Genomic DNA, 25,326 nt, shown 5'->3' on the forward strand with positions numbered 1-25,326 from the left:
TAGCAATTTTTGACACAATGGATCAGGCAAAAGGACAACGTGCCGGGCAAGCTGCGGCCCGACACTGTAATCCAACCACAATTTACACGTTATTTTTGGTAATTCTTCAGGAGTTCTTCACCTTCTGCACCTGCATCTTTCTGCCAGTCCACAAGCATCTCAGCACCAACTGCTTTTAATCCAGTCATCAACTCGGCGCTTGGAGTGACAATGATCACACCGTTGTCTTTCATGATCTGAATTTTTTCAGAAGTCTCCTTCTTACTCATCTCAAGACCGCGCTTTTCTGCTGTTGCTGCTGCAGCAAGAACCGCATCCTGAGTTGCTTTATCAAGTTTACGGAAAGCTTTTTTGCTGACAACAACGATATTTTTAGGAACCCAGGCCTGAATATCGGTAAAATGGGTTACAAAATCCCACGCTTTTGAGTTAGCACCTGTTGATGGTGAAGTAATCATAGCTTCGACACGACCAGTAGCAAATGCCTGCGGGATATCCGGCACCTCAACCTGTGTCGGTGCTGCTCCGATCTTCTTGGCAAAGGTCTCAAGAGTTGCATTGTAGGCCCTGAACTTGATGCCTTTTAAGTCATCAACAGTCTTGATCTCTTTTTTGGTATACAAACCCTGTGGCGGCCAAGGCACTGAAAAAAGCGGCATCAGCCCCTGCTTATCAAGAAGTTTTGCAACCACGCCGCGCTGGGCATTCCACAGGTTTTCTGCATCATCATAATTCGTTGCCAGAAACGGTTGGGAATCTGCGCCGAAAACCGCATGCTCGTTGGAGAGACGCGAGAGAAAAAATTCACCAACAGGTACCTGCCCACCACGTACAGCATTCTTAATTTCAGGATGCTTAAAGAGTGACCCTGCAGAATGCACCTTTATTGTTAATGCCCCGCCGGTTGCAGTTTCCACATCTTTGGCAAATTCTATAATATTCTGAGTATGGAAAGTTTTATCAGGATAGGGGGTTGGCATATCCCAGGTTGCTGCCTGGCCGGCAGTTGCCAGTCCTACGGTAAGTGCTGCACAGCTGAGAGCTGCCATCATGTTCTTGCGCATCTTCATAGTTATCTCCTCCTCTAAAGATTTACACCTGCGATTCAGGTGCAGTTATAACTGCTGCGACTACACTGATGTCACATTATTGCAAGATTGATATTGACTTTTCAACTCAATATTGACATTCTTCCATAACGTTGACATTTTGTCGATAAAAATTATCTATCTATAACAGAAATGTAATCGAATAAACCGAAAACATCGTATATTCAATTTCATAACCTCATGCAGCAACAGGAGCAGAGCAATGGGAAAATGGCAAATATGGGTTGATCGCGGAGGAACCTTTACCGATATCGTCGCAAAACGTCCGGACGGCTCACTGGTCAGCCATAAGCTTTTGTCCGAAAACCCAGAAAACTATACTGATGCTGCAATTCAGGGAATACGTGACCTGCTCGAACTTGGTTCTGAGGATGCTCTGCCGCAGGAAGCCATTGAGCATGTAAAAATGGGCACTACCGTTGCTACCAATGCCCTGCTGGAAAGAAAAGGTGAACGCACCCTCCTCGCTATAACCAAAGGTTTTGGCGACGCACTCAGGATAGGTTACCAAAGTCGCCCCGATCTCTTCGCCAGAAATATTGTATTACCTGAGATGCTCTACGAAGATGTACTGGAGATTGATGAGCGACTCAGCGCCAGCGGCGAGGTCATCACTGCACTTGATGTTGAAGGATGCAGAGCAGGACTTACACAAGCATATACCAATGGAATTCGCTCAATCGCCATTGTTTTTATGCATGGGTATCGCTACCCTGACCATGAGGTGGCGCTGGAAAAACTTGCCGCTGAAATCGGCTTTGAACAGATTTCTGTCAGCCATAAAGTCAGCCCGCTTATGAAGCTGGTCGCCCGCGGAGATACCACTGTCGTTGATGCATACCTCTCTCCGATCCTCCGCAGATATGTAAATCAGGTTGCCGGACAGCTTAACGCAAGCTCAGGAAAAGGTCCTCGACTCATGTTTATGCAGTCAAACGGAGGCCTTACTGATGCCAATTTCTTCCAGGGCAAAGATGCTATCCTCTCAGGCCCGGCTGGCGGTGTTGTCGGTATGACCCGCACTGCTGCAATGAGCGGATTTACAAAGTTGATCGGTTTTGATATGGGCGGAACATCCACTGACGTCGCTCATTATGACGGCGAATATGAGCGGAGTTTTGAAACAGTTGTGGCCGGGATCAGGATGCGCGCACCGATGATGCATATTCATACCGTTGCCGCAGGTGGTGGTTCAATTTTACAGTTTGACGGTTCACGCTACCGTGTCGGCCCCGAATCCGCTGGCGCCAACCCGGGCCCTGCATGTTACAGACGTGGTGGGCCTCTCACTGTTACAGACTGTAACGTCATGCTTGGCAAAATTAATCCGATTCACTTCCCTAAAGTTTTCGGCCCAGAAGCCAACGAAGCACTTGATGCTGAAGCTGTTACAACCGGCTTTCTGCAACTTGCCAAAGATATAGCACAGGCAACCGATACTCCACTACAAACACCTGAAAAAGTCGCGGAAGGCTTTCTTCGAATCGCCGTCGAGAATATGGCCAATGCCATCAAAAAGATCTCGGTACAACGCGGATACGACATAACTGAGTATACACTGAATTGTTTTGGCGGTGCAGGCGGTCAACATGCCTGTCTTGTTGCAGATGCCCTGGGGATGAAACAGGTTTTTCTCCATCCGTTTGCAGGGGTTCTTTCTGCCTACGGCATGGGGCTTGCCGACATCCGAGCCATGCGTGAAAAACAGATCGAGCAACCCTTTGACGCTAACGCTGAAAAACTGATTGAACACGCATCTTCATCTCTTTCTTATGAAGTCATTGAAGAAGTAAAAAGCCAGGGCGTTGAAGAAGCACACATCAAGCTCATCTGCAAAGCCCATCTTCGCTATGAAGGAACCGACACTCCCCTGCTCGTGGACGCCGGATCGCACTCTGCAATGCAGAGTGACTTTGAGCTGGCACATAAAAAGCGTTTTGGTTTTATCGCAGAAAACCGTGCACTCGTAATTGAGGCAATCTCCGTTGAGGCTGTGGGTATCAACGAACCAATTATTGATCCTGAAACTTCAGTACGTGCACAAACTGATATCCAGCCAATCGACACAATCACTCTCTTTAGTGGTGGAGATTCCCACACCGCTCCGCTCTATGATCGTGACCAGATGGAATGTGGACATCTTGTAACCGGCCCTGCCGTCATTGTCGAATCGACAGGTACCGTTGTTGTTGAGGAAGGATGGCAGGCCAAGGTCAACAGTCGCCAGCACCTTATTCTCAACAGGCACATAGCCAGAAAGCAGACTGAAGCTATCGGCACCAGTGTTGACCCCGTTATGCTTGAGGTATTCAACAACCTGTTCATGTCAATCGCCGAACAGATGGGGGCAACGCTTGCCAACACTGCCTACTCAGTAAACATCAAGGAACGTCTCGATTTTTCCTGCGCGCTCTTTGACGCTAAAGGAAATCTGGTTGCCAATGCCCCGCATGTACCTGTGCACCTTGGCTCAATGGGGGAATCAGTCAGGACCGTTATTCGTGAAAATAGAGGCACAATGCAGGCAGGCGATGTCTACATGCTGAATGCGCCCTACAATGGCGGTACACATCTGCCGGATGTAACGGTCATAACACCTGTTTTTGATGAAAAAGGCGAGGATATCCTCTTTTATGTTGGTTCACGCGGCCACCATGCTGATATTGGTGGACGCACTCCCGGTTCATCGCCACCTGACAGCCGTCACATAGAAGAAGAAGGTGTACTTATCGATAACTTCCTCCTGGTACACAACGGCAAATTACGAGAACAGGAAACGCGAAACCTTCTCACATCCGGACGCTATCCTTGCAGAAACATAGAGCAAAACATGGCAGATCTCGCTGCCCAGATCGCCGCCAATGAGACAGGAGTTCGGGAACTGCGCAGGATGGTCAATCATTTCAGCCTTGATGTTGTCCATGCCTATATGCAGCACGTGCAGGATAACGCCGAGGAATCGGTTCGCCGCGTACTCGACGTATTGCAGGACGGCTCTTTCATCTATCCTCTTGATGGCGGTGCTCACATCAATGTAGCTATCTCAGTTGACCGTAATAAACGAGAGGCCACCATTGATTTTACAGGAACCTCCCTGCAGAACGAAGGCAATTACAACGCGCCCAAAGCTGTCTGCAAGGCAGCTGTGCTGTATGTCTTCCGCACACTTGTTGAAGACAACATCCCTTTAAACCAGGGTTGCCTCAAGCCACTCAACATTCAAATTCCTGAAGGCACTATGATCAGTCCGGTCTACCCTGCAGCCGTTATCTCCGGCAATACCGAGGTGAGTCAGGCGATAACCGACGCACTCTACGGTGCACTTGGTATTCTCGCTTCCTCACAGGGGACGATGAATAATTTCGTCTATGGCAACGAGATACACCAGAATTACGAAACAATCTGCGGTGGCACAGGCGCAGGACCCGACCACAATGGTACATCAGCGGTCCACAGCCATATGACCAACACCAGAATGACCGACCCTGAAGTTGTAGAATGGCGCTTCCCGGTACGCATTGATGAATTCTCAATCCGCCGTGGATCTGGTGGTGCAGGGAATTATTCAGGCGGCGAAGGAGTCATTCGCAAAATACGCTTTCTTGAAGAAATGACCGCAACCATCCTCTCATCACACAGGCAAACGCCCCCTTATGGCTTAGCCGGAGGCATGGATGGAAGCACCGGGGATAACAGTGTTACTCGACAAAACGGAGTTGTTGAAAAGGTGGCAGGAAACGATGAAGTGACCATGCAACCCGGTGATGTTTTTTGTATATTGACTCCAGGCGGCGGCGGCTACGGAAAGATTACAAATCAATAATTTTATGTTTTCTTATTTATATTTTTACTGTAAGAAAATCAGGTTCTATCTAGATTCTTACAGGACAGTATGTTAAGGTTTCACCTCGACTTCATAAACCCGGTTTCACAAACGGCCGTTTTGACGAGGACGGTTACCTACTGGCCGGAATCTGAATGCCTCTTCCATGAGGCTTCAAGGTGAAAATCTTTCACGAAACATTTCCACGGAGGCAACGATGAAAACACCTGTACGCGTAGCAGTCACCGGTGCAGCAGGACAGATCAGCTATTCTATTATTTTTCGTATTGCCGCAGGCGATATGCTGGGCAAAGACCAGCCGGTAATCCTGCAGCTTCTTGAGATTCCACCAGCCATGGGCGCCCTTGAAGGTGTTGTCATGGAACTGAATGACTGCGCATTTCCTTTAGTCGATTCCATCGTTGCGACCGACGATCCTAACGTTGCATTCAAAGATACCGACTATGCAGTGCTTGTTGGTGCACGTCCTCGCGGACCTGGCATGGAACGAAGTGATTTGCTCATGGCAAACGCTCAGATTTTCTCTGTTCAGGGCAAGGCATTAAACGATAACGCCAGCCGTAACGTAAAAGTTCTGGTTGTAGGTAACCCTGCGAACACCAACGCACTTATCACCCTGAAAAACGCTCCTGATCTCAATCCGCGCAACATCACCGCAATGATGCGTCTGGACCACAATCGTTCACTTTCTCAGGTTTCCGAGAAGTTAGGTTGTGCCACCACCGCCATTGAGCAGATGGTTGTCTGGGGTAACCACTCAGCTACCCAGTATCCTGATATCAGCTATGCCACTGCAGAGGGTAAGTCTGTAAAGGATAGTGTTGATAACGAGTGGTATGTTGAGAATTTCATTCCAACAGTTCAGCAGCGTGGTGCAGCGATCATCAAGGCACGTGGCGCATCCAGTGCTGCATCTGCCGCTTCTGCCGCTATCGACCATATGCGTGACTGGGCTCTGGGTACCAACGGCAAATGGGTAAGCATGGGCGTATACTCTAAAGGTAACACCTATGGAATCGATGAAGATATCGTTTACTCATTCCCTATCACTTGCGAGAACGGTGAGTGGAAAGAAATTCCAGGCCTTGAAATCAGTGACTTCAGCCGCGAGATGATGGGTAATACCGAAAAAGAATTGACTGGTGAGCGTGACGCTATCTCAGATATGCTCTAATTCTTAACTGGTTGTTTTATACATAGTGTAGAGAAAAAGGGTGAAACCGTAATGCTTACGGTTTCACCCTTTTTTTATTGGAAACTATTTGGCTTTGTCCTGCGTATCAATCAGCTCAACTATTCTCCTGCCATATTCTTCTTTAAGCGAATCAAGATAGGTTGCATCGACAGGCCCCTTCCATGTCTTCACTGAGTAAAATCGTTTGGGGATAGAAAAATTCTCCGGAGAAAAGCCAGTATCAGCCCGCACCTTCCATCGAAGGATTCGAATATGCTCGCCCGCTTCTCCAATTGATTCCGCAAGTTTTGAATAACCAATACTTTTAAGGCACTCAGCAAGTTGCTCATCGGTATAGATTGAACGGGCAAACAAGCAGGATACCATTGAGGTGAGATATGCCCTTCCCGGCTCATCGCCCATAAGGAAATCAACTGCCGTGTTCACATCTTTTTCGCTATTTTTCTGATCATAGCTGTAGGCACCGGTATCGAGATGTGAATGGCGAAACCCGAGAGTCTGCGCTGCAAAAAACAGTTCACCAGTTGCATAACCAGCCATCTCCTGGCCAAGCACACAGCCAAACTCTTCACCGCCATAGACTGCTGCAGCCTTTAACGTGCCCTGCCCGAGTAAGCGATAAAACTCGTTTGTTCCACGCCCGAGATGCATTGCAGCCTGCTGATACCCTTCAACATCGCCAAAGGCCAGTGGGATAAGAGTTTCTTTCTCTGACACCAGGCCGCGTTCGGTCGCCTCTGTTGCCCAGGCCAGGGCAACGCCTGCTGACATCGCATCAAGACTCACCTTTTCGATCACATCAAGGACACGCAGCACACCGAATGCATGGGTTATCCCAAGCATTGTACCTGCTGAAAAAATCGGTTCATAATCGTAAGCAACCTGATGATAGTGATACCGGTTTTCGGATTTTGCTTTCTCACGAATATATCCGATATGGACACAGCCTACAGGGCAACCTGCACAAGCACCATTTCTGAGTAGGGTTTCATCAGCAAAAGCGGCACCTGTAACACTGGTTATTGCAGGGTCACTTGTCTGCTGCAGATTCCTCCAGGGGAGCGATTCTATATCATTGAGACTCTGAAGATTTACCGCCGTTCCCAGATCATGATATTTTTTCATCATATCTGTGGAGGTAACTTTTTTATACACCTCCTCAAATGTCTTCAGATATGTCTTTTGAATTTCAGCAGGTACGTTCAATTCCCCCTCTCCACAAACAACTATACCTTTGAGATTTTTTGCTCCCATGGACGCACCACCACCCATACGCCCGAAATGCCTGTACGTATCAACATTTATGCAGGCCATTGAAGAGCAAATTTCCCCGGATGGTCCAATACGCAAAATCGATCTGTGACCTGAACCTCCGGGATACATCCGGCGCAGAGTCTTACCCGCCTTATCCACATCCATCCCCCGCATAAACTCGACATCTTTAAGCTCAATTCGTCTAAGACTCACATAGAGACATGAAAGACGTACCGCTTTCCCGATTATCACCAAACCATCAAGATTACAAAACTGCAAAGCCAACGCAAGCCTGCCGCCACCGTGACTTTCGGTATATTCATTGTGATAGGATGAACGAAATGCGCAGACAGTTTTGCTCATGAGCGGAAAATACCCGGTCAATGGACCGATAGTGAAAATCAGCGGCTGACCGTCATCATCCCAACGCTTTTTCGCATCACCGTAACGGGAATAGAGCATTGCCGCGAGGCCGCTTCCACCGACTACCTCTTCCCTCCCGGCTAACTCAACAATTTCCCCTTTACCTTCGTGTAGATCAAAGAGCAAAATCCTGAAATTTTCACGTATCATGGTGTCCCTCCATCAACCTCTGGCCCATCTCCCATCTCAAGGCAGTTTTGTGGACAATACGGCACACAACGACCGCAATGGATGCAGACAAACACCTCACCCAGATGATTCTGGTAAACAGCGTCAACCGGGCAGACCGGCACACATTTTCCGCATTGAATACACAATTTCTTACGTACAACAACCCCACCTCCAGGCCTTTGCCTGAAAGCAGAAGTCGGACATACCGTTGCACACGGAGCAGGGTCACATGCCAGGCATCGAATTGCAGTAAACCCAGTGGATAAACCACCGGACGACTGAATACGAATTCCTGCAGCGGACCACGAAAGCCTGCCATGAATAAACCGTGCACAAGCAAGCGAACAGGAATGACAACCGATACACTGGTCCATTCGTGGTGCTTTTAACTGTTTCATTATCTACCTCATCTCAGAGAAACCGTGCTGAAATTTTAAGCAGTTGTCCATCACTGCAATCTGTTAATCATTTGAGCTGTTACCAGCAATCTGTTTACATCAAATTTTCTTCGACAGCCTTTCTCGTTCATATAACGGATTTTGCCGAAAACACTTCTCTCCTTCCAGGCACGGTCATGGACCCCGCCTATTGACCAGGCGATCCCTGTATACCCGTTAGGATCACGGCCGTCGAAAGCAAATGTATCATTTAAGAGAATTGCTATACGCATGGCTTCTTCCGGGGATTCACTCCACTCGAGAATCTTTTTCGCCCAGTACATCCTGAGATACCCATGCAGACGACCGCTCTCTACAAGCATTTTCTGACAGCAGTTCCATAACGGTTCATGAGTGAGAGATGATACAAACTGTTCTTCGGAGTAGACATAATCCCGCGTATCAGCCCTATGGATATCCAATGATTTCCTGGCCCAATCGGGAAACCCATCAAAGCTATCGTAATCATGACAATAATAACAAAAGTTGTCACTCAATTCTCTTCGAACTATCAACTCTTCAAGATAGGCATCTTTGCTTGGCTGAACATCTTTGCTTTCCGAAACAGCAAGAGCTGCACGCTGCGGTGATAACTGGCCGAAATGAAAATATGGGCTAAGCCCAGATTGCGCATATTCAAGCGGATCGTTTCGTTTGTTGTCGTAATTGCACAGTTTGTTTTGAACAAAATTGTCCAGCTCACGTTTTGCCTGTTTCTCACCAGGTATGGGCCAGCGATGATCTTCAATATATTCTGCGGTTACTTCTCTGGATGTTGCTTGCCAATCTACTTGTGAAACCCGTCGATTTTCAGGATACGGATGTATTTCTACTCTTGGAAATTCCGTCAAAAACTCAGGCAGCAGACGATTGACCTTCGGCCTGAATGTGTATGCTGCATATTCCCGTTTTTCAGATGCGTACCAACAGGGAATAATATTATGCGCATCCACTTCCAGAAATGGCACCTTCACCGAATCTGCAATCTGCTCCTGCCAACGCTGTTTGATTTTTAAAGGATTAAAATCGGTAACCAGAGAATGAGCATCTATTGCAGTAATATATGCAGTAAGCTCGCGCTGAGGCTCTCCCCTCAGTAGAATAAAACCGATATTATTTTCGGCCAGACATTCGGCCATTTCCCTTAAGCCTTGTATCATAAAGGCAAAATGACGATCACTTGCATTGAGAAACAGTTTCTGCAGACAAAAAACTACATATAACTCCCGTGAATCACGAATCGCAAGATCCTGAGCATGTAATAATGCCCAGTTATCATGCAGACGCTGATCTCTGCTCAACCAATAAATAACCGGCCCATCACCACGTATTCCATCCTGCAGCACCCGTACTCGACGGGCATCAACTCTGTACTTTTCGGGCATAGGTTTTCTCCTGACTGGAGTAGGTAATATACATCACACTAGGGTACTGATGAAGTTTCAGGATAGACTGCTTTCGGCTGGAGCATCAAACATGATCAGCAAAGGACACTTACCGTACAGACACTCAAATATCGAAGGGCACACTATTAAACGATATAGTTATATGTAATCGCAAGTGATTATAGCAATCCAGTTATCGGGAGAGACCACGCCACTACATTCCGCCATTAACACAACCAACGTTCATACGCTACACCACAGGATATTCTTGTATAACATACTATTTTTAAGCCACTCTCAGAAAGAGCACGGGAGCTGTTAGATATCCTTACCCTCAAAGAATTTCACGTAGGCCATATCTGTCTTCATTATATGATCCCGCAACCAGGAAGAGAGAAAATTCATCAGATCCATGGATAACCCGGCCTTCCCCTGATTAAAGTCATTACTGAAGCTTGTCACTTTATCAACCAGATCTTTATGCGCTTTTTTATGTTGCTCAATAGCAGGGTATTTATATTTCTCAAAAAACTCTTCTTCAAAAGCGAAGTGAGTTTTCGTATAGGTGGCCAGCTCGTTAAGTATCCTCCCTGCCTCTTTCGCTCCAGCCCTATTTTTCATTGCCCTATGCAGCTCATTTACCAGTTTGACTAATCGTTTATGCTGCGTGTCTACCGACTCAAAACCGGTCTCCAGCTGCTTACTCCAGACAAAGAGATCTTTCACATCAATGTGCTTTTGCTCGACAACGATCCTATCACCGCTTTTGTCAGCTTCCTCAACAGAAACTTTAAATATACTGATCATTTGGCGAAGCTGTGTGGCAAGTTCTGAAAGCCCCTCGGCACTGGCCCGCATATCGGCACTATGTGAAGACATATCCGCCGCAACTTCATTTACCTCCGCAATGTTTTCTGCGATAAGGGTTGATACATGAGAACTCTGGGCCACATTCTGGTTCACTTCAGCGATTCCCTGAGATGCCTGCTCGATGTTCTGGGCAACCTCTGCTGCCCTTGCAGACTGCTCGGCCATCGAAATGGCAATCGACGAAATAATAGCGTCAACATCGCGAATCACATCCGCAATCAACCCGACTTCCTGAACTGTATCGTTTGTCGATGCCTGTATATCTTCAATTCGTCCTTTAATTTGCTGAGTTGCCTGCTGGGTCTGATTTGCGAGTTCCTTGATTTCTCCTGCGACAACAGCAAACCCCTTACCCGCGTCTCCAGCACGTGCCGCTTCTATTGTTGCGTTTAAGGCCAGGAGGTTGGTCTGGTCAGCAATCTCAGTAATCACCTCACTTACTTTGCTTATATCTCTGGCCGCTTCCCCTAGCTGAGCCACCTTATCCGTCGCGCTCTTAACCTGAGTGGATGCTGTCTGGCTTACCCCTTGGGCCCTGTCGCACTCAAGAACAACCCCATCAAGAGCCTCCCGCATCTCAGACGCTGCTTCAGCCACAAAACCAATATTCGTCGAAGCCTCTTCGCTTGCAGCTGCCACTGAAGTCATACTGACATCCATCTCCTCACTAGAAGCCGCCACGCCACTGGCTTTTTTCTTCAGACCATCCGATTGCTGAAGCATCTGATCCGAAGCCGACAACACTTCAAAAGCAGACGAAGTTACTGTTTCTGAGTTTGCCCCGATATCTACAATGATAGTGTTGAGTTTAGCCACAAAGGTGTCAAACCACTTTGCCAGCATACCTATTTCATCAGGCCGTGATATACTAAGCCGTTTGGTAAGGTCTCCATCACCTTCCGCGGCATCCCGTAACCCCTCCGTAATTTCATAAATAGGCTTAACCACCATAAACCTCAACATCATTCCCACTGCTACAATTACACCCAAACAGCAAATTGCACCGATGACAAGCACTGCCCAGGTAGTTCCGGATTTTACATCTAAAGCTGATGTCTCAAGAATCCTACCCGTCTCATCAATCGCCGCATTATTCTGAACAGCAACCCGTTCAAGATCGTTTTTCATGCTGCCGATAACCTTTTGCGACTCTTGCTCAATAATGGTTTTAATAGATTCTTCATTGGCATTTTTTAGCGCCTCAAAGCGAGTAGCAAGTGCTTCGACCTCACGGGTTACCGCAATTCTATTAACACAGACGATCACTTTGCCCAGTGGCAGGCCAAAATATTCGATTACAAGCTCATGAAGCATTACAGACGGATCGTTCCGGGCTGCATTCAATATTATCCCTGCCCGGATCTGCAAATCCTCTTCATCTTCGCCGTCTCCTTTTCTTAGATAGGAGATAACCAGATCGTCTACAATATTTATGTAGCTCGGTAAAAATGCATCATCCTTATCCAGATAGAACGCAAAAACGATTTCTTCTGTCTGAGCAACGGCTCTGGTGAAATCGACAAGCTGACTGTAGTTTTCTTCAAGTATCCTGCTCTCACCAACCTTGGCAAGTACCGCAGCCACAGCTTCGGCATTGCTTACAAGCAACTTCTCCATCCCTTTACCAATGTTGGCTTCTTCTGTTGATAAGGCTTCAGTCGTCACTTCAGAGAGGTTTAAGGCTGTTTCTTTCCCCATTGCCGTCAGCTGACTCCCGACACTTTTTTCAAGTGAGTCGAATTGCGTACGAGCCTCATCACCCGTTTGTTTGAGCTTGGCATAGACGCTTTCACGCATCTCCGTCAGCAGATCACCCTGCTTCCTAATTACAGAAAGTCCCAACCCTGCAAACGAAATGGCCAGGATAACAACAAGCACCACCAGCATTTTGGCGCTAAGACGTTTTTTTAAATATCCGATCATTCTTTTCCCTCTATATATCAGCAAATACCTTTAGCCTGATAGATCTGGTCCGGTCTGACAGCCCCAGTATCCATACATAACAAGGTTATCGCAGGATGGGCTTCTTATTCAAGGAAGCTCCCGAAAAAAAACCTGATATTGTAGAAAAGGAAAAAATAGTTCACAGTACAACAAAGAAGAAATATGCTATACCTTAGAAACGCAGATGATACCTTCTGGATTCAGAAGGGCTGAATCAACTGTTTTTTCTAAAAGAATCTCTACCATGAAGCAAATTATCGACCGAAATAGACAATATAGTTCTGTTGAAAAACATACTCCAGGCCTCGATCGTGATCAAACAATCTACTTTTTCAAAGTACCCTGCTAATGAACATCGTTAGGCAGTATTTATGAGAATTACTTTTAAGTACCTAGTTGGGAAGCCGGTGTGAGCATGAACAACCTCTTAATCGACGCAAAAAAGATATCTGAATATCTTGAATCAGAAAACAGCACCGTTAAAAATGCGGTTGCGGCTATAACCTCTACCGTCCAGGCCGCCGCAAACCAATCGGTACAGGTAATCCGAAAAAATCGTGAACGCATTTCTGATTCCACAGACCATCTCGACGGAGTACTTGAACAGGAACTCAAAATCAGCCAGGCAGAGGAAATAAAAGAAATTGCTGCCATCGGTCTTGAATTTGACAACTATTACGACAGAACTGTCAGTAGAGAAGCATTTCCGAATATTTTTCGTGCTCTTGAGGAGCGTATCGTAGCACTTGAAGAAAAAGAACAGGAACTAACAGCAAAAGAAGCGCATCTTGAAAAGATAATTCACCAGCGGGTTGCTGATGCAGAACTGAAAGCTAAAAAAGAGAGCACCAGCAGTAAAGGGTTATTTGAAAGCGCACTTCTCAAGTCAGAAAAAGTATTCGATCAGAACAAGATCACCCGTTTTGTCTGCTCTACCATCTCAAGGTTTCAAGATGAATTTGAGCGCATCCAAACTGATCGGGATGTAGAGCATGTCACCAGACTATTCCAGGAAACAATTGAACCTTTCCAGACCACAAAGATTATCGCCGATAAAGATGGTAAACTTACAAAAGTCATAACCAATTCATTCTCGGAAGACTGCTACCAGGACCTCTTTCTCTTTTTCTACAAATATTACAACGAATTAATGGACATATATGATTCTGAGAAAGTTCTCCCATCAACCGCAGAGGAGCTTTCCCGTGTATTTCGGAAAAAGAAGAAAGGAGCAGAGCAGATAATTGCTCAGATGCATAATCGCAAATAGCGAATGTTTCCTATTGTGAACCGAAAGTCACACACTGAAATTTATTTTTTTCACCGCTGAGCCCAGATTCTATCCATCCCCCTGTACCTCCACAATATTATAATTTTGAGTCGATCATTCTGTCTAATAATCACCTCTAGCGACTTTTAAGTATACAAAATCACTGAATGCGTATTGGTAGTACCAATAACCTCTCTGGATAAAGCCTGCCAATTGCCAGGATCTTTTCATGAGCTGAATAGCCGTTGATACTGAACAATACAGCTTATTGAGAATCAATACCAGCCAGTTTCGTCTTGACAATAACATTGGTATCTCCTAATATTGGTCTGACCTTTTAGAGTCTAAAAGGTGCGGAGCAAACAGTTACGTAAAGAAATCGGGTTTCTAAAATGTCTGCATTGCCAAATGGTGTTCACAGGCTCCATTTTAATGGCTCAAAACGCAGACGGTGAGTGAAATACAACGTGACACGGTCTACTGCATCACAGAATATTTCAGCTAATGGAGTTTAAACGACTATGAAGAAAAGTATTATCGATGAGTTGGTCTCAATCTTCGGCCAGGATAACGTCCTTACAGAACGCGAGGATATGATCGCCTACAGCTACGATGCTGCACCGGTAGAGATCGAACCAGAAGCTGTAGTATTCGCTACCACCACTGAGCAGATAAGCCAGCTGATGAAACTCGCTTACCGAGAAGAAATCCCAGTCACTCCACGTGGACAGGGCAGCGGACTTTCAGGCGGTTCTATTCCTTTAAAGAGCGGAATTGTTCTTGCTATGGATAGAATGAAGAATTTGATTGAGTTCGACCCAAATAACCGCCTTATCACCATTGAAGCGGGTTTCACAACCGCAGACATCGACCCGATTGTTGCTGAAGCAAATCTTTTCTACCCTCCCGATCCAGGTTCTGTAGCATTCTCCACTATCGGTGGCAATGTTGCTGAAAATGCTGGCGGCCTCCGTGGTCTAAAGTACGGTGTTACCAAAGACTACGTTAAGATGCTCAAAGTTGTTATGCCTCAAGGCGACATCGTGACCCTCGGCTCCAAGTGTGTTAAGCACGTTGCCGGTTTCAACTCCGAGCTTATGTTCGTAGGTAGCGAAGGCCTTCTCGGTATCATGACCGAGGTTACCCTTGCGCTTCTGCCAGTTCCACAGCATCGCGAGTCCGCTCTTGCAATCTTCAATAGCCTTGACGGAGCTGCTCAGGCGGTTTCCGATATCATTGCAGCAGGTGTAACCCCATCAACCATGGAGTTCATGGATAACGCTACCATCAACGCGGTTCAGAACTTTAAAGATTGTGGTCTTCCTCGTGATGCAGCAGCTGTACTGCTTATTGAGACTGATGGCGAAGAGAACTCTGCAAAAGCTGAGATGGCCATTGTTGAAGAGCAGGTTCAGAAAAATGACCTCCGTAATTTTGCCCGTGCTCAGAACAGTGCAGAGCGTGACGCACTTTTTGCCGGTCGCCGTGTAGCACTTAATGCACTTGCTTCCGTTAAGCCAAACCTCATTCTTGAAGATGCGACTGTAAAGCGTTCCGTACTTCCTGACATGGTTCGCGGAATCATCGCAATCGCTGAGAAACATGACATCCAGGTTGGTATTTTCGGTCATGCCGGAGACGGTAACCTTCACCCGACCTTCCTCATCGATCAGAGCAATAAAGAAGAAATGGCTCGTTGCCACAAAGCTGTTGATGAACTCTTCCAACTCGCTATTGACCTTGACGGAACCATTTCTGGTGAGCACGGAATCGGCCTTGAGAAGAAACCATACCTGCAGAATCAGATCGGCGCTTCCGGCATTAAACTGCTTCAGGACTTAAAGCGTATGTTTGATCCTAAAAACCTTCTCAATCCCGGCAAAATGTTCGACATGCCAGGTGAAGCATAAGAGAAGGAGAGTTATATAATGAATGCTAAAATATCCCAAAAACAACTCGCGGAAGATCATCTCCTCGAAGCTGCTAAAGAATTCCAGAAATGTATGCAGTGCGGTAAATGCCGTAGTGTATGTCCGGTATTCAAAGAGTTCGGCAACGAACTTTTCGTAGCTCGTGGTAAAAATAAGCTTGCCGAAAAAATCGTCTCCGGAGATCTTCAGATCACCCAGAGAGTTGAAGATGCAATCAACGAATGTCTGAACTGTAAAACCTGTTCTGCCAACTGCCCTGCCGGCGTTAGCCCTGAGCACGTAGTTCTTCGACTTCGCTGGTACATCACCACCCAGAAAGGTCTCCACTTCTTCAAGGCGCTTATTTTCCGTCAGCTCCTCTGGAGAAAATGGCCAATCACTCTCGGCTGTGCAGTTGTTGCTATCGCTCAGAGAGTACTTTTCGGCATTGGTCCGAAAAACCCTGTTCGTCACCTGTTTCCGCTCTTTGGATTCGCTAAACGCAGGAATTTTCCTGAGCTTGCAATCCGTAGTGCACAGTCTCAGTTACCTGAAGTAAGTCCTCCTAAAAAGGGACCTCGCAAAGCACGTATCGGTTATTTCACCGGTTGTGCAGGTAACCTTATCTACACCAACGTTGCAAAGTCTGTTGTAGATGTACTGACCGGATACGGATACGAAGTTGTTATCCCTAAAAAGCAGAAATGTAACGGTACCCCAGTTCTTGCTAACGGTGACTATGAAGGCGCAAAGAAGCTGATGCAGTACAACTTTGATCTTTTCCAGAAATATGACCTGGATGCGATTGTGGTTGCCTGTTCATCCTGCGGTATGTCTTTAAAGAAAGAGATCAAGGTATTCGTAGACGACAGCCCTGAGCTCCGTGAATTCACGGGTAAGGTTTTCGATATCAATGAGTTCATCGAAAAGAATATTGAGTTCAAACCTGAAGAGCTCGGACGTATTCCTTACAAAATCACCTACCATGATCCATGCCATATGGTTCGCGGCCAGGGCGTTAAGGACCAGCCTCGTGAAATCTTAAAGAGAATTCCTGGTGTTGAGTTCAAAGAGATGAAAAATGCTGACACCTGCTGTGGTTCTGCAGGAAGTTACTGTATCACTCACTACGAGACCTCCATCAAGATCAATAACCACAAGGTTAAAGATATTCAGGATGCTGACGTAGATCTCGTTGCAACCGCATGTCCGACCTGCGTAATGCACATCAATGACAACCTTGCTCAGCACGAAAGTAAAGAGACATCCAAGTTTGTCATAGAGATCCTTGCTGATTCGTTAAGAGCAGCAAAGACCATCTAAAATCAGACTACTTACTGTCTCTTTAGCTCCACGCCTGTTATTTCAAGGAAATAAAGAAACAGTTCGGCCTCACTCCTATCGAGATAGCCCGAGTTCCTATTCAGGAACTCGGGCTATTTTTATTTTATCAATACCGATAGCGTAAATTTCAATCTAGCTCACGCATTCCGAAAGTGAAATTTAATCTCAATGGACTTTTTGAGCCTCTTCTATATTTATCAGCATAATAATTAAAATAATAGTCCCCCCCACTATTTTCATTCTTAACCATTTATCGATTGAATATTCAAAGACATCTACAGGATAGGCTTTTTTTATGTTTCTGCATTCCTGCAAATGAACTATTGCCCATAGTTCACTGGAATACATTAGTTATTTTTTCGATATCGAGAGACTCAACTCAAACAAATACATACTATCTCATTTTCGTCCGGGTAGCCTTTAGACTTCTCAATTTACTGCCCACTATCCGAGTAAACTAAATTTGTTACCACTTTAGGTAGAATTACCTATTTACTTAGGCTACCAAGTTGAGTTAGAGTAGCCTCCGAATATGCCAAGAAGGACCGATATCATCTCATTACAAACCCTTAGAAAACATACTCTCTACAGATGATAGGCATGTAGTTTATTTGTGGCAGCAGCAACAGTATATTTTATCGCAGTACAACATATGGGCCCCCACCCAATTTACAACAGTATTCAGTTAGGATTATTTTATACTTCTAGACGTATTCTTAAAACTATATTCGACACAGTTGATGCATATCCTTCCGAATATAACACTTATAACTTAACAGCACCTTTTCAATTCGATTCTATGAAAGTTGTAATTGTAATTCCTGCTCGTTATAAATCATCACGTCTTCCGGGGAAACCACTCGCAGACCTATGCGGAAAACCCATGGTTCAGCATGTGTATGAGCGGGCGCTATTAGCGAAAAATGCGCACAAAGTTATAGTTGCGACAGATGACCTGCGGATATTTACAGCAGTAAAGAAGTTCGGTGGAAATGTTCTCATGACATCGCCGGAACATCAAACAGGTACAGATAGAGTTATCGAGGTTTCAAAGAGAATCAACGCTGACATCTTTATTAATGTGCAGGGTGATGAGCCGTTAATTCGTCCAGAAGACATTGATTCACTTATAGATCAAATGCTTAGTAACCGGTCCTGCCAGGTCGCAACGCTCTGCCATCCCGTTCAAAAAGAAGATGCCCTTGATCCTAATGTCGTAAAAATTGTTCGCTCGATGGATGGCAAGGCTCTCTACTTCAGCCGCCACCTGATCCCGTTCGCCCGTGAAGATAACCACCAGGCAATCTACCTGAAACATGTGGGTATCTATGGGTATACAGCTGAGCTTCTAAAAAAGTATGACAAGCTGCCCTTCTCTCAACTCGAGAATATGGAAAAGCTGGAACAATTACGGCTTATCGAAGCTGGAATAGCAATCAACGCTATTGAAATAGACAGCATGGCGCAGGGGGTTGACACACCAGAGGACCTGGCACGAGTCAGACAGTATATGACCAGATTTATGAATGAAAACCATGCCCCGCAACGGGCAATATCAATATAGTATCTCAATACATATTTTAGATGAAAACAACAAAACCATTTATCCTCGCTCTTCTTTTTGCGGTTCTTGTGTCAGGCTTCTGTCATGCGGCCGGATTATCCATTACTGAGTCTGTAATGGCTGACCCCGATAAAGAACTTGCTGACATAGAACTCCAGGATGGGCTTAATCCTGTATTCGGCAACAACTTATTCAGGGGGCATTTCCGTGACATCCAGCAACCGGGATTCAATAAAGATTACATCATCAACATTGGTGATATAATCCACATCCGCATCTGGGGTGCATTTGAGTTTTCTCAGGAAATGTCAGTAGACACTCAAGGAAACATATTTCTTCCCAAAGTCGGTACAGTACAGGTTCTCGGGGTGAAAAACAGTGACCTTGTTTCGGTTGTTGAGAACAAGATTAAAAAGTCCTATAAAGACATGGTATTCTGCTACGCTAACGTGGCGAGCTATCAGCCGATTACAGTCTTCGTTACCGGCAATGTCGATTCTCCCGGCCTATATAAAGGGATGTCTTCGGATTCTGTTCTTCAATACATAGACAGAGCTGGTGGCATTACCCAACAGTTTGGGAGCTTCCGAAACATTGAGATTGTCAGAGGAAACAAGACAATCAAGAAATTTGACCTTTACTCTTTTTTGGTGAGCGGGCAGAACGACCTTTTTCAATTCCAGGGTGGAGACGTAATCTCAGTAAACAGCATTATGCATCAGGTTACCGTAACTGGTGACGTAAAACGCCCTTTCAAATTCGAGTTTTCTGAAACAAAAGTGCCAATGCGGCAGTTGCTGTTTTTGGCAATGCTTAAACCTGAGACGACCAACTTCACTATCACACGATGGAGAAGGGACAACAAGCAACAGCTCATCTCAGGATCTTTAGAAAACATCAAAGATCTCTATGTAATGGCTGGTGATACTGTTGATTTTTTCTCAGATCATACTTCTCGTTTGAAAAAAATATCTATTACTGGGGAGCACGACGGACTCGATTCCATTCTTGTTGGTAAGGATGAAACTCTGGGAGGGGTTTTGGAAAAGCTCAAGCTGAATTCCAGGTCCAACCCTGCTGCAGTACAGGTCTTCAGGCAATCGGTAGCAGATAAACAAAAAGAATTATTGCTTGCTCATCTCAATAAGCTTGAATCTGTCATCTTAACGTCTTCATCCGTTACTTCGGAAGAGAGCCAGATCAGAAGCCAGGAGAATAAAGCCTATATGAGCTTTATCGACCGAGCAAAGCGCGTAGAACCCAAAGGGCAGATCATCATAAATAAGAAGACTGACCCCTTCACAATTTTTCTGGAAGATGATGACCAGATTTACATACCATCCATCACTAACCTCGCTATGGTACAGGGCGAAGTCTCTATTCCAGGCACACACACTTACGTCGATGAGTTTTCAGCACTCGATTATATAGATCTATCAGGAGGCCTAACAGAGCGTGCTGATGATAAAAATATTCTCGTTGTTTCTCAAAATGGCAGTGTTAAACGCTATGATTCAGAATCACAATTGAAATATGCCCTTGTTCGTAACGGTGACTCTATACTCGTACTTCCTAAAGTCACAGGGAAAAATATCCAACTGGCTAAAGGCATTACGCAGATCATGTACCAGATCGCAGTCAGTGTTGGCGTTTTGGTTGGCCTGTAATAATTTGTGTGCATAAGAACCTAATGATGTTAACGGATTTCAATAGAGTTGTTACATTTTCCCGAGGGATAATGAAGCATAGAGCACTCAATTATTTTTTGGGTGATCGCCTCAGCTTTGCTTCGCGCAAATTTGACAACAGCACCTGCATCATTGGCTGGGGCAAGAAAGGAAACACCAAAAAAGCCAGACGTATTGCAGCTGAAAATAATCTTCCATACTTCAGTCTTGAAGATGGCTTTATTCGCTCTGTAGGCCTTGGTATAAAGGGTGCTCCCTCATTCTCACTAGTCGTTGATAATTGTGGCATTTATTATGACGCTACTCGCCCGTCTAAACTTGAAAACATTCTTTGCACTCATGACTTTGAAGGGAACAGAGACTTGATGGTAAAAGCTGACCAGGCAATCATGCTGATCAGGCAATACAATATCTCCAAATACAATATTGCAAACGAAGATATAACCACAACCAACATAGCAGATACTCCCGGTAAGAACATACTGGTTATTGCCCAGACTCTCGGGGACATGTCTCTTGAGTTCGGCTCAGGCAACAAATTTTCCACCAGACAGATTATTGACGCTGCCCTTGATGAAAACCCCGGCGCAAAAGTGTACCTCAAAATCCACCCCGACGTTATTGCCGGTAAAAAGAAATCGGATCTTAATATCAACAATGTTCCCAGTAGTTGTAGAGTTATAACCCAAGATGTAAATCCAATTTCATTGCTCAAAAAATTTGACAAAGTATATACAAAAACCTCTCAAATGGGTTTTGAAGCTCTCCTGCTTGGTAAAGAATGTGTCTGCTTCGGCCTTCCTTTCTATGCCGGATGGGGACTTACGGATGACCGAGTGACATGTAGCCGTAGAAAAAGAAAGCTAACTGTTCAGCAGGTATTTGCAGGGGCATATATTCTATATTCCTGTTATTACAATCCGCATCTGAACCGGGAATCAGACATTATCGACACTCTGTATACAATAAAACGCTATAGAGAAATTGAGCACGTCAATGGATACGTCTTACTGCTTCATGGTTTTCCTGCCTGGAAACGTTTCTGTCATCTGCATTTTTTCAAATCTTATCAGAGAAACGCGCTGATATTCTGTTCAACCCCAAAAAAAATAAACACGGAAACAAAAAGAAAAAATAGAAATTTAAAATTGCTTGTCTGGAGCAAACCTGATGATTCAGATCTTAATAAGGCAGCCACAAAGAATAATCTTGAGACCTATCATGTCGAAGACGGATTCATTCGTTCAGTCTCTCTAGGCTCAGACCTAACAACCCCCTATTCCCTGGTCGTCGATTCAAGAGGACTCTATTTTGATCCATCCACAGAAAGTGATCTTGAGCATATTTATAACACCTATGATTTTCCATCCCACACTGGACTCCTGGAGCGAGCTAGGAAAATCGGAAAGAATATAGTTAAGAGCAAACTCTCTAAATACAACAACGCTCCCCATGGAGTTCTGGATATTGACAGATCTACCTCTGACAAGGTGATCCTCATACCTGGTCAGGTTGCAGACGACGCATCCATCCGTCTCGGTGGTTTGGGTATGACAAATCGTTCACTTATTGAAAGAGTAAGAAACCATAACCCAGACTCGTATATCATATACAAACCTCACCCAGATGTTGTTGCGGGAAATAGAAAAGGTAATGTTCCTCCTCATATCGTTCAAAAGTATTGCAATCTCACAATTACCAATATCAGCATCGACACATGTATCAACTCCGTCGACGAAGTACATACAATTACATCACTGAGCGGGTTTGATGCAATATTACGTGATAAAAAGGTTGTCACCTACGGAATGCCCTTTTATGCAGGTTGGGGGCTTACTACAGATAGCAGAACTTGCCCTAGACGTGCACGAATGCTTACAAAGGAAGAGCTCATTGCAGGTGCCCTTCTCCTTTATCCTCGTTATATCCACCCAGTCACAAAAGAATTGTGTGAGATTGAGCTGGTTCTTGAAGAAATCAAAAAAGAGCAGGAACGATACAAAAAACACCCTGCATACCGGCGCGCTAAAGAGTTTAGAAATCGGACTTTAACTACTTCAAGAAAACTCATTAGCCAACTGAAATAGACCATATGTTATTAAATACCATAAGACAACAACGCAACTCCTTAGAGGTACTGAAAGATGTGGTTTTTGCCCTCTTTATCCGCGAGATAAAAACCCGATTCGGTGCATACCGCCTTGGGCTTATATGGGCTTTTCTTGAGCCGATGACATTCGTTGTCTTATTGACAGGGATACGCTCTCTCAGCAGAACAGGAACGCTCTTTGCGGGGGAAAGTCACGGGATACCATACCCACTTTTTTTCACCTTAGGATATATTCCTTACCAATTGTTCTCTAAACTTTTAAGTCAAGGAGCTGCAGCTGTTAATGCCAATAAGGGTCTTTTTAAATACCGACAGGTTAGACCCATTGATGCATTACTAGCACGCACAGTTCTCGAGACAATTATTTTTTGCAGTGTATTAATTCTCTTTTTAACACTCTTCTGGTGGTTTGGGTTTAATGTTCACATAGCAAATCCCTTAGAATTTATTGTTACGCTCCTGTTACTCACATTATTGGGAGCAGGGGTTGGAATCATTATATGTGTAGGACAATTACGTTTTCCTGAACTTGGAAAAGTCGTACCGTTGCTCACTAGACCACTATTCTTTATTTCAGGACTGTTTTTTTCAATAAATGATATACCCAGCCAATATCAACATTACCTACTCTGGAATCCAATTCTACATGCCATCGAATTAATTCGCGGTTCCTGCTATCAAAACTTCGATACAGATTCGGTATCTCTAGAATATCTCGCTTTCACTAGCCTGGTTACTATATTTATAGGCCTTGCACTGTACCGCCTGGACTGGAAACGAATGGTGGCGTCATGATCCAATTAACAAATGTCACAAAATCATACCCTACCAAACTTGGACGTCAATATGTGATACGTAATGTCACATGCACTCTACCCTCGGCCCGCAATATCGCGATATTGGGACGTAACGGGGCAGGCAAATCAACTCTTTTAAAACTTTTGGGTGGAATAGATTTTCCGGATAGAGGAGAGATTACAACAAACAAGCGGATCTCCTGGCCCCTTGGTCTTTCATCAGGGTTTCAGGGAAGCATGACAGGCCGTGAAAACTGTCGTTTTGTCTGTCGTATCCACGGTCAAAGAAATTTCAAGGAAATGGAATCTTTTGTCCAGGATTTTTCTGATCTTGGTGTCAAATTTGATCTGCCAATCAAAACACTGTCCAGTGGCCAGAAAGCACGCATTGCATTTGGCATGTCCATGGCGTTTGATTTTGACATCTACTTGCTAGATGAAATCACATCTGTAGGTGATCCTACCTTTCGAAAGAAGGCCCGCGCGCTCCTTGAATATAAGCGTAAAAATGCGAATATCATCATGGTATCCCATGCAGCAAAACAGTTACGACAGTTCGATTGTAATTTAGGTATTGTCGTCAACGAAGGGAAAATGGTTGTTTATGATGACCTTGAAGAAGCCATTTCGATATACCAAAAACTATAATTACATCTATATTGCGCCCCTATGACACAAAATGCAACACAGACAGATGGTTCTGAAAAAAGAAAAGCGCCCACCGTTCCACCAAAATTGGGAAAAAAGCAGAAACCTCAATCAATACAGGCCCAAAACGAACTAAAAGCGTTAGGCACAGCTTTGATTTCTGACAGGACAACCTCCGAACGGGATGAAGGCACTAAGTTTTACACCAAATTTTGGAAACACTCCCTTGGCTGGTGTGTGATTTTTCCATTTCTCACTTGCTGCTGTTATTACGGTTTTATTGCCTCTGACCGCTATGTTGGAGAATCCAAAGTAATTATAAAACAAGCTGACACCAGTAGCAGCAGCAGTTTTGATATCCCTCTACTAGGGTCTGGTACTTCAGCTGACATGAAGGACACCCAACTCATCCGTGAATTTATCTTATCACGTGACATGCTCCATCACTTAGATACGACAATTGCTTTACGCAAGCATTACCAAAGCAAAGAAGCAGATATATTATCAAGACTTTGGGAAAATGATTCGCAGGAAGCTTTCTTGAAATTTTATCGTAAGCATCTCACTGTTGATTATGATGATGTCTCAGGTGTGCTTTCTATACGTGCTCAGGCTTTCCATCCTGATTTTGCTCAACAGATTGTAAAGATAGTCCAAAAACACAGCGAAGAATATATCAATCAGATAGGCCATCGTCTTGCAAACGAACAGGTTAACTTTGTACAGACTGAGCTTGAAAGAGCTTCGAAGCATCTTCGCCAAAGCAAGCAACATATACGACTTTTTCAAGAACAATATCAGCTTTTTAGTCCTGAACAGGAAAGCGGTGCAAAATTGAAGGTTGTAAACGAGCTGGAAGCAGAACTGACACGGCAACGAGCAGCAATAAACAATCTACGCAGTTATATGAACGATAGTGCGGCCGATGTTATGGCACTAAATGCCCAGATAACTGCTCTAGAAACCCAATTGGCTGTGGAACGAAAAAAACTGGTGGGTACTGGCAACAGTAACTTCAGTGGTATCAATTCTCAATACGCAGAACTCTTATTAGACCTTGAATTCGCAACCGATCTCTACAAAGCATCTCTTATGAGTCTAGAACAAGCACGAATCGAGGCATACAGAAAACTTAAGCACCTTGTAGTAGTTGACAGCCCTAGCCTGGCTGAAGAAGCGGAATTTCCGAAAAGATTTTTCAATCTAACTAATATTCTAGCAGTTTTGCTTGTGTTCTATGGTTTTTGCAAAATCACAATTGCGACAATTCGAGAGCACCGGGATGTATAAACACACAACGGGTTACTCAATACTTTTCACCGTCATCAATCACTAACCTTACAATTTGATAATTATTGAATAA

16 protein-coding genes are annotated in these 25,326 nt (G+C 44.8%); 11 read left to right on the plus strand and 5 right to left on the minus strand.

Features of this window, described 5'->3' with window-relative positions; genetic code table 11:
• Window positions 1–89: 89 nt before the first annotated feature.
• Window positions 90–1,064 carry a TRAP transporter substrate-binding protein gene (locus FCL46_RS21730; protein ID WP_420811290.1) on the minus strand — a complete coding sequence of 325 codons (975 nt, stop codon included), beginning with the start codon at window positions 1,062–1,064 and terminating at the stop codon, window positions 90–92.
• A gap of 247 nt (window positions 1,065–1,311) precedes the next feature.
• Between FCL46_RS21730 and FCL46_RS21735 the strand changes: the two genes are divergently transcribed.
• Window positions 1,312–4,932 (plus strand): hydantoinase B/oxoprolinase family protein, encoded by a 3,621-nt coding sequence (locus FCL46_RS21735; protein WP_136808933.1) that lies wholly within the window; start codon window positions 1,312–1,314, stop codon window positions 4,930–4,932.
• A 217-nt stretch (window positions 4,933–5,149) separates the two neighbouring features.
• Window positions 5,150–6,127 carry a malate dehydrogenase gene (locus tag FCL46_RS21740; protein ID WP_136808932.1) on the plus strand — a complete coding sequence of 326 codons (978 nt, stop codon included), beginning with the start codon at window positions 5,150–5,152 and terminating at the stop codon, window positions 6,125–6,127.
• An 84-nt stretch (window positions 6,128–6,211) separates the two neighbouring features.
• Here FCL46_RS21740 and FCL46_RS21745 read toward each other — a convergent pair whose 3' ends face one another.
• The 4 genes from FCL46_RS21745 to FCL46_RS21760 all read right to left on the minus strand — a co-directional run bounded on the left by FCL46_RS21745 (window position 6,212) and on the right by FCL46_RS21760 (window position 12,611).
• Window positions 6,212–7,975, minus strand: a complete 1,764-nt coding sequence (locus FCL46_RS21745) for an aldehyde ferredoxin oxidoreductase N-terminal domain-containing protein (protein ID WP_136808931.1) — start codon at window positions 7,973–7,975, stop codon at window positions 6,212–6,214.
• Window positions 7,972–8,394, minus strand: a complete 423-nt coding sequence (locus tag FCL46_RS21750; protein ID WP_136808930.1) for a 4Fe-4S binding protein — start codon at window positions 8,392–8,394, stop codon at window positions 7,972–7,974. Before FCL46_RS21750 ends, FCL46_RS21745 begins: the two co-directional genes overlap by 4 nt.
• 50 nt (window positions 8,395–8,444) lie before the next feature.
• On the minus strand, window positions 8,445–9,818 hold the full coding sequence (locus FCL46_RS21755; protein ID WP_136808929.1) for a deoxyribodipyrimidine photo-lyase: 1,374 nt from the start codon (window positions 9,816–9,818) through the stop codon (window positions 8,445–8,447).
• 318 nt (window positions 9,819–10,136) lie between these two features.
• The gene (locus tag FCL46_RS21760) at window positions 10,137–12,611 is read right to left on the minus strand and encodes a bacteriohemerythrin (RefSeq protein ID WP_136808928.1); all 2,475 of its coding nucleotides are present in this window, start codon (window positions 12,609–12,611) and stop codon (window positions 10,137–10,139) included.
• Between the two features lie 436 nt (window positions 12,612–13,047).
• Here FCL46_RS21760 and FCL46_RS21765 point away from each other — a divergent pair, with 436 nt between their 5' ends.
• The 9 genes from FCL46_RS21765 (at window position 13,048) to FCL46_RS21805 (ending at window position 25,253) form a co-directional block, all read left to right on the plus strand.
• Window positions 13,048–13,902, plus strand: a complete 855-nt coding sequence (locus tag FCL46_RS21765; protein WP_136808927.1) for a hypothetical protein — start codon at window positions 13,048–13,050, stop codon at window positions 13,900–13,902.
• 521 nt (window positions 13,903–14,423) lie between these two features.
• Window positions 14,424–15,812 (plus strand): FAD-binding oxidoreductase, encoded by a 1,389-nt coding sequence (locus FCL46_RS21770; RefSeq protein WP_136808926.1) that lies wholly within the window; start codon window positions 14,424–14,426, stop codon window positions 15,810–15,812.
• Between the two features lie 18 nt (window positions 15,813–15,830).
• On the plus strand, window positions 15,831–17,135 hold the full coding sequence (locus FCL46_RS21775; RefSeq protein WP_136808925.1) for a (Fe-S)-binding protein: 1,305 nt from the start codon (window positions 15,831–15,833) through the stop codon (window positions 17,133–17,135).
• Window positions 17,136–17,955: 820 nt separating this feature from the next.
• Complete coding sequence (gene kdsB / locus FCL46_RS21780) at window positions 17,956–18,720, plus strand: 3-deoxy-manno-octulosonate cytidylyltransferase (protein WP_167505969.1); 765 nt, start codon at window positions 17,956–17,958, stop codon at window positions 18,718–18,720.
• Window positions 18,721–18,740: 20 nt separating this feature from the next.
• Window positions 18,741–20,387 carry a polysaccharide biosynthesis/export family protein gene (locus FCL46_RS21785; protein WP_136808923.1) on the plus strand — a complete coding sequence of 549 codons (1,647 nt, stop codon included), beginning with the start codon at window positions 18,741–18,743 and terminating at the stop codon, window positions 20,385–20,387.
• Window positions 20,388–20,458: 71 nt separating this feature from the next.
• Window positions 20,459–22,495, plus strand: coding sequence for a capsular polysaccharide biosynthesis protein (locus FCL46_RS21790; RefSeq protein WP_167505968.1), 2,037 nt, complete (start codon window positions 20,459–20,461; stop codon window positions 22,493–22,495).
• A 5-nt stretch (window positions 22,496–22,500) separates the two neighbouring features.
• Window positions 22,501–23,313 (plus strand): ABC transporter permease, encoded by an 813-nt coding sequence (locus FCL46_RS21795; RefSeq protein ID WP_136808921.1) that lies wholly within the window; start codon window positions 22,501–22,503, stop codon window positions 23,311–23,313.
• The gene (locus FCL46_RS21800) at window positions 23,310–23,963 is read left to right on the plus strand and encodes an ABC transporter ATP-binding protein (protein WP_136808920.1); all 654 of its coding nucleotides are present in this window, start codon (window positions 23,310–23,312) and stop codon (window positions 23,961–23,963) included. The genes FCL46_RS21795 and FCL46_RS21800 overlap by 4 nt, the downstream gene beginning before the upstream one ends.
• Window positions 23,964–23,984: 21 nt before the next feature.
• Complete coding sequence (locus FCL46_RS21805; RefSeq protein WP_136808919.1) at window positions 23,985–25,253, plus strand: KpsE/RkpR family capsule polysaccharide export protein; 1,269 nt, start codon at window positions 23,985–23,987, stop codon at window positions 25,251–25,253.
• Window positions 25,254–25,326: the final 73 nt, after the last annotated feature.

Origin of the sequence: Desulfosediminicola flagellatus (assembly GCF_005116655.2) — a bacterium.
GTDB classification, from domain to species: Bacteria; Desulfobacterota; Desulfobulbia; order Desulfobulbales; family Desulfocapsaceae; genus Desulfopila; species Desulfopila flagellata.